Below are 6,677 nucleotides of genomic sequence, written 5' to 3' on the forward strand. Positions count from 1 at the left end.
TAATAATTATTATATGATCACAAGAAACCATCATAAATAAAAATCCGATTATTATATGTATTCTAAATTTCATTTTTTATAGTGGCTAACGGTTTAGAGTTTAGTTTCGTTGCGTGTGTTTGTTCAAAGTTAATTAAAAATCTAAAACATTTGAATTATCAGAGGTTAATCGTACGATTAACTAGCCTAGCAATGAAATGAACGCATTGTTAGCAAATGTTTTTACCTTTTCATTCTTTTCCATTTTTCAGGGTCTACCATTTTCCAATAAACTTCATAGAAATCTTTCTTTTCTGTTTTATGTTTCTTTATTAAATCGGCAAAATAATTAGTAAGGTTTTCTTTTTCAGGTGATTCGTTATGAAGTAAATCGATATCACTTTCGTTAAAAACCATAACTGATGCGTAAATATGTTTCCACTCCTCAATTCCGTTAGTATAGACGTTATATTTTTTTCCATTCGAAAATAAATCAACTTTCTCCCAAACTAAGATTGGATGTTTTTTATTACTCGGATAAATTTCTTTGTCCCATTTTCCAAATTTGTCAAACATAATTTTATGAGTGTAAAACGCAGAATAAACACATTCAAATCTTATTTCATTATATTGGATTGTATCATTTTTGTAGATAGTTTCATATTTTTCATTTAATATTTCAGTATACTTATTCTTGTATATTTTCGGGCATTTTTCTTCTTTAACTACTTTTTGAGAAGAACAACTGAAAATAAATAATAATGAAATTATCAAAAGTGTTGGTTTCATAATTTTTTCGTCAATATTTGCTAACGGTCTTGTACAAGATTTAGTTGCGTGTTTAAGCTATAAATTTAGTAAATAATTACCGAGCAAAGAAAGTCCGTGAGGACTTTCGTAAGTAGGCTCTAACCAAGCAATTATTTTTGTACGTTGTTACCCACAGTATTTTTATTCTGTTATCAATTTATTTATTTCAGATTTCAAGTGATTTACGAAAATATACTTATCAGTTTCTAATCTGCCATCATATCTTAATTTTCCATTTTTGAGTATTAATAAATGAGGGTAAGCATAAATTCCTAAATTCTCAACTTCCTTTTTTGAGGTTGCATATAAAGTCGGAAATTCGTAGTTCAGGTCATCTACTAACTTAACTACTTTGCTGAAATCATCTCTTTTTAAAGGAACGTTTATCGAATAAAATTCCACATCTGGATTGTCCTTAAATTCTAAATAGTATTTTTCTAAATCAGGAAACTTTTTAAAACAAACCCCACAAGATGTTGTCCAAAAATCGAGAATAATAATTTTTGATTTATCTAACTTTACAATTTCTTTATTCTTATCTACTAATGAAATACCATCAAACTTTTCATTTGTATGTACGCCTACATTTTTTTGTAAAATAAATATATTTGGAAATAAAATCACTCCAACAAACGAGAATAGAATTAACGAAAATATAAGTGTCAATATAGATTTTCGTTTAAAAAACAACCAACCTAAATAGGTGCTTATTGGTATAAAAATTAAATATAATAACGTCCTTGAAAAACCAGTAAAAAATGATGTTATTAAGAAAATTAGAAAGATTGGAAAAACGATTGTAAATCCTAATATCAAGTCCTCTTTTCTTTCTTTTTTGTTAAATAAAATGAAAGACAATACGAAAATTGAAAGTAATGTCAATGAAATCATCCATCTATGATTTCCACCAAAAATTCCATAATAAATTTGGTAGATAATTATCGGCAAAATTGCTGCTAATAAATAAAATAGGATTTTCTTCATATTGTGGGTAACGGTTTTTGGTATGTTTTGTTGAGTGATTAAGCTATAAATTTAGTAAATAATTATTGACCAAGAAAATCCGATAGGATTTTCGTAAGTGTGCTAGAACCAAACAATAAAATATACCAGTTGTTAGCCTTTGCACGTTTTTCTTAATTTTTAAATCGTATCAGTTTATAGAAAAGCACCACCTATATTGAAGCACATATGAACAATTATTGCTGGTATAAGACTATTTGTTTTTTCCTTTTGATAACCAGCAATTAATCCTAATACTATTCCGAAAACTATAATTGTCATAACATTTAAAATATTCACTCCTAAAGCGAGTAAAGCTAAATGCATTGCTCCAAAGAATATTGCTCCAATTATAACTGGTAAACTTAAATAATAGTTTAATAATTTGAATCTAATATGTTTTAAAGAAGATAAAAATCCTTGAATTAATCCACGTGTAAAAACTTCCTCGGCAATACTAGCGAAAAACCAAATGTATAGGACTTGTTCAATTAAAGTAAAATCTATCGTTGCCGTTTTTGATGTTGAATCAATAAATAAATTTCCAATTACAGATGATAAAAATCCGAATGCTAAACTGATAAATATAATTTTCATAAAAGGAAAATCAAAGCTCCAATTAAAGCCATATTCGTTTAATTTACCTTTAGTAATTATTAAAATAATTAAGATTGAACAAATTAACATTCCTAAATGAGTTGCTATTTTTTTTAATGGAGAGAAATTTTCAGTTATAATCGTTTCATTCGAAATAATCATTTGAATTACACTAGCAAACATTAAAACAAATACTCCTAAAAGAATAGCAATTAATATTTTTATTAATGGATGTTTCATCGTTAGATAATTTTTATTCTTTAATTAGTAATTTCATCAAGTGTTAAGGCTAACGGTTTAGGCTATGTTGTCGTTACGGAAAAATCGGTAAGATTTTTTCGTTTTGGCAACTTGCCTTTGTAAATATACGAAGGATTTTCGTAAAGAAAATCCGCCGTAATGCAATATAGCCAGTGTTAGCTAAAGGTGTTTCTAATCATTTTTTATATTTCGTAAATCTGGAATCAATTTTTCGCCATTCCAAATTAATTCTCTTGTTTCAATGGATTCTTTTCTCCAATTCGTTTCTTCATCTTCCATTGTTTCTGTTTCTCTTTTGTAAATAATTTTGTCTTTTATTCCATTTATACTTTTTGGAAAAATAAAATAACTCGAATAAGAATACATTCCTCCATCTGCCATCGATGATAAATCTGCAATGTGATATAATTTCTCATTATTCCAAAAGATGTAAGTTTTTCCATTTTCAACTCCACAAGCTTCAGCTAAATAATCAACAATTATCATATTGTCTAAATTATTCAGGTTTTGATTATCTCTTAAGTCAATCGAAAATTCTTCTCCGATGAGTTTATACTCAAATTGCTCAAATCTATTATTTGAAATTACTCGAACTTTTAAATAAATATCATTTTTTTCGTTTGACTTAATCTGAAATTTAAATTTTGTATTCTCAACTTCTAAATTATAAACAGATATCAAAGCTCCTAAAACGAATCCAATTTTATTATCAACTTTAATTTTATACCAATTTGATTTTACTCCGTCAAAATCTAATGTTTTTTCTGTTTTCTCAATAATCTTAATTTGAGAATCAATACTCAACAAATCAATAATTTTTGAATCTAAATTTGGATTTTCTCTGAACTTTACATTATCGGCAAATAAATATTCGGTTTGATTTGATTGAAAATTGAAATTTCTTGAAACGTATCTTGTTTCAGATTGAGAAAAGATTGTCTGAAATGTTAGAATTAAAGTTAATATTAAAATTATCTTTTTCATACGTTCGTTTTCACTTTTAGCTAACGGGTTTGAATATGGTTTGTTGCGTGTTTAAAGCACTAATTTAGTAAATAAAAACCGAATAGGAAATCCGCTAGGATTTTCGTAAGTCGGCTAGAACTAGCAATAAACTATATGCGGTGTTGCCCAATGGCTTTTTCTGAAATCATTGTTTTCCAATTATTGGATTAAATCTAATTCTTAATTCGTTTTCAATTACGGGAACTAATTGGTCGTAATTATCAATATAATCTAGATTAATCGTTTTAACTCTTAAATTATCATTATCTAAAAATCCTTTTGACTCTAATTTTAAAGCGTAAGTGTTTTTCTGATTTTCAAGAAATAAATGTTGGGTAATTCTTTTTCCTACATTTTTTGATTTTCCTATATAAATTGGAATCCAATCATCATTAATTTTTAAGTTTTCAATACTCTTTTTTCTCAATCTTGGAGTGTTATGAAATTTATCATTTATCCAGTTTTTTTCAAAATCAAAAAACCATTCATTAAAATTTCTAAATTTTTCACTTTTTTTTATCTCCAAAAGATAAACTCCTTTAAAATTCAGCTGATTTTCATTGAATAATTGTCTTGCCTCATTCAGTTTAAATTTATAATTATCTTCAAATTCAAATCTTTTAATCTCATCTTTTAAGATTTTCATTTGTTTACTAATTTCAGAATCAATTTTCTTTATCATTATGTATTTTAATCAGCTTTTGGGCAACGGGTTTGAATATGGTTTGTTGTGTGTTTAAAGCACTAATTTAGCAAATAAAAACCGAATAGGAAATCCGCTAGGATTTTCGTAAGTCGGCTAGAACTAGCAATAAACTATATGCGGTGTTACCACCTTTTAAATCATATCTTGAAATTTATCACATCTTTATAAGCTAAATCAACACTAGTTTCATTATTTGACTTATATAAATTTACTTTAAAAAATGCTTTTTTCGGTATTAGTGATTTATAAAATCTTAAATACGTGTATCCATCTTGTTCTATTTTCTGTAATCCTTTTATCTTTTTGAAATTTTTATTATCTCCACTATATGACAAATTAACAATCCATTCTTTATTAGGGTTATTTTTAAATACAAAATAGTAGTACTTATTATCTCTTTTCAAATTAGGGTTATCAGAATATCCTACTTTAAACCATATTGGTTTGATGAATTTAGATTTATTATACTCTTCCAATGTTAAAGGTTTTTCTAATAATTGCCATTTAGTTTCGGATGGATAATGAGTTATTATTGCTTTTTTAGGATCTATATTAAAATAATAATCTGCTGTAATTGAATCTAAAGATGTTCCCCAGGTTGAATCAACAAGTAACCATTTTTCATTTATTTTTATTGCATTCCAAGCGTGTCTATAATTATCATCTAATTCTAAATTTATATAGTGATTTCTTTCATCTCGAATGTGTCCAGATATTACGACGGATTCAATATCTACCCAATCTAAAAACCATTGATATAATTTCGCATATCCAGCGCAAACTCCTTTTCTATTATCATAAACCTTATATTCTTCTTGACTTTCCCAAAAGTTATCGTTGTTTATAGTTCCGTTTATAATTTTCTGATATAATTCATTATCATATTTTATATTAGAGCCTATCCAATAATAAAAAAATCTAGCAAGTTGCTCTTTGTCATTTAAGTTCTTTTCAGCAAACTCGGTCAATTCCCACATATCAAGATTTAAATCATTTGTTTTTTCAACTAACGATAATATTTTTTGATTTTGAGCAAATCCAAAATTTGAAATCGAAAATAAAATAATCAGAATGACAATTTTTTTCCTCATAATTGGTGGTAACGGTTTTGGGTTTGATTTCGTTGCGTGATTAAGCATTAAATTTAGCAAATAAATACTGAACCAAGAAAGTCCGTGAGGACTTTCGTAAATAAGCTCTTAACAAGCAATGAATTAAACGCGTTGTTGGCTGTAGTTATTACTAATTTACAATCTTTTCATAAAGCCTCTCTAACAAAGCAGAAACTAAATCTTCCTCTTTTTTTACAGAAATCCATCTATCTCTACTCGTCATAGCTCTAACTGCTGACATTTTATGTAATTCTGCAGTTCTATAACTACTCTTAAAATCTAATATAACTTTTTGTTCTTCTTCTGAAATGTCAATAAATGTAGAAATTAATTCTAACCTTTTTTCCCATTTTCCTCGTTTATGATCTTTAACCTTTCCTTTGATTACAAATTCCATAAAATCTAAAGTTTTTTCAATAAAAATGGACAATAGACTTATTCGATAAACTAACCCATTAATCCAATTAACTGCTTCAGGAGTTACACCTAATAAATCATTATTTCCTACGATTTTAAAAGCATCAGTGTATTGTACAAACATTATACTCCAATTGAAACATAAATATAATTTAACGTCAATTAACCTATAAGCTAGTTCATTTTTTTCATTGTCTTTATCCTTTAATTTCGAGTATAGGTCTGATATATTGAAATTATGAATCTTTGTACCAGAAATCCTTACTCCAATTTTTCGTAAATATTTATAATCTAGATATTCATCGATAATTGAGTTCCAAATTTTTACAATTGATTCAATATCTTCTTTATTGAATTCAAGCTCTTTTTTCTTTTCCTCAAGTTCCTTTTTCCAAATTAGTAATGCCTTTTTTTTGTTCATATCAGAAATCCAATTAACAAAATGGGATTGAGTCATTTTTGGCATTAAACTTATTAGTTTTTTAATATCTTCAGGAGAACTGTTTTCAAGTAATACATCCGGAGTTTCAAATTCAACCTCTCTATTTTCAATTTTAACTTTTAGCACCTATAAATTTGATTTGAAGTTAATATTTATTTCGTTAAACAATTACAGCCAACGGTTTTTGGTATGTTTTGTTGAGTGTTTAAGCACTAAATTTAGTAAATAATTACTGACCAAGAAAATCCGATAGGATTTTCGTAAATGTGCTAGAACCAAACAATAAAATATACCAGTTGTTACCTGTAGTTTTTAATCATTTAGTTAATACAAAAAATGGTTCAAT

7 protein-coding genes are annotated in these 6,677 nt (G+C 26.8%); all 7 read right to left on the reverse strand.

Annotation, left to right across the window (positions count from 1 at the left end; all coding sequences use genetic code 11):
• Positions 1-222: 222 nt before the first annotated feature.
• Positions 223-768 carry a hypothetical protein gene (locus BLU40_RS16800; RefSeq protein ID WP_090126485.1) on the reverse strand — a complete coding sequence of 182 codons (546 nt, stop codon included), beginning with the start codon at positions 766-768 and terminating at the stop codon, positions 223-225.
• 162 nt (positions 769-930) lie between these two features.
• Complete coding sequence (locus tag BLU40_RS16805; RefSeq protein ID WP_090126487.1) at positions 931-1,773, reverse strand: TlpA family protein disulfide reductase; 843 nt, start codon at positions 1,771-1,773, stop codon at positions 931-933.
• Positions 1,774-1,947: 174 nt separating this feature from the next.
• The gene (locus BLU40_RS16810) at positions 1,948-2,628 is read right to left on the reverse strand and encodes a CPBP family intramembrane glutamic endopeptidase (protein ID WP_090126490.1); all 681 of its coding nucleotides are present in this window, start codon (positions 2,626-2,628) and stop codon (positions 1,948-1,950) included.
• Between the two features lie 192 nt (positions 2,629-2,820).
• Positions 2,821-3,633 (reverse strand): SH3 domain-containing protein, encoded by an 813-nt coding sequence (locus BLU40_RS16815; protein WP_090126492.1) that lies wholly within the window; start codon positions 3,631-3,633, stop codon positions 2,821-2,823.
• Between the two features lie 166 nt (positions 3,634-3,799).
• Positions 3,800-4,336 carry a GIY-YIG nuclease family protein gene (locus tag BLU40_RS16820; RefSeq protein ID WP_090126496.1) on the reverse strand — a complete coding sequence of 179 codons (537 nt, stop codon included), beginning with the start codon at positions 4,334-4,336 and terminating at the stop codon, positions 3,800-3,802.
• A 161-nt stretch (positions 4,337-4,497) separates the two neighbouring features.
• A complete protein-coding gene (locus BLU40_RS16825; RefSeq protein WP_175454828.1) occupies positions 4,498-5,451 on the reverse strand; it encodes a transglutaminase domain-containing protein in 954 nt (317 codons plus the stop codon).
• 151 nt (positions 5,452-5,602) lie between these two features.
• The gene (locus BLU40_RS16830) at positions 5,603-6,457 is read right to left on the reverse strand and encodes a hypothetical protein (RefSeq protein ID WP_090126501.1); all 855 of its coding nucleotides are present in this window, start codon (positions 6,455-6,457) and stop codon (positions 5,603-5,605) included.
• Between the last annotated feature and the right edge of the window lie 220 nt (positions 6,458-6,677).

It is taken from the genome of Lutibacter oricola, from assembly GCF_900106565.1.
Lineage (GTDB): Bacteria > Bacteroidota > Bacteroidia > Flavobacteriales > Flavobacteriaceae > Lutibacter > Lutibacter oricola.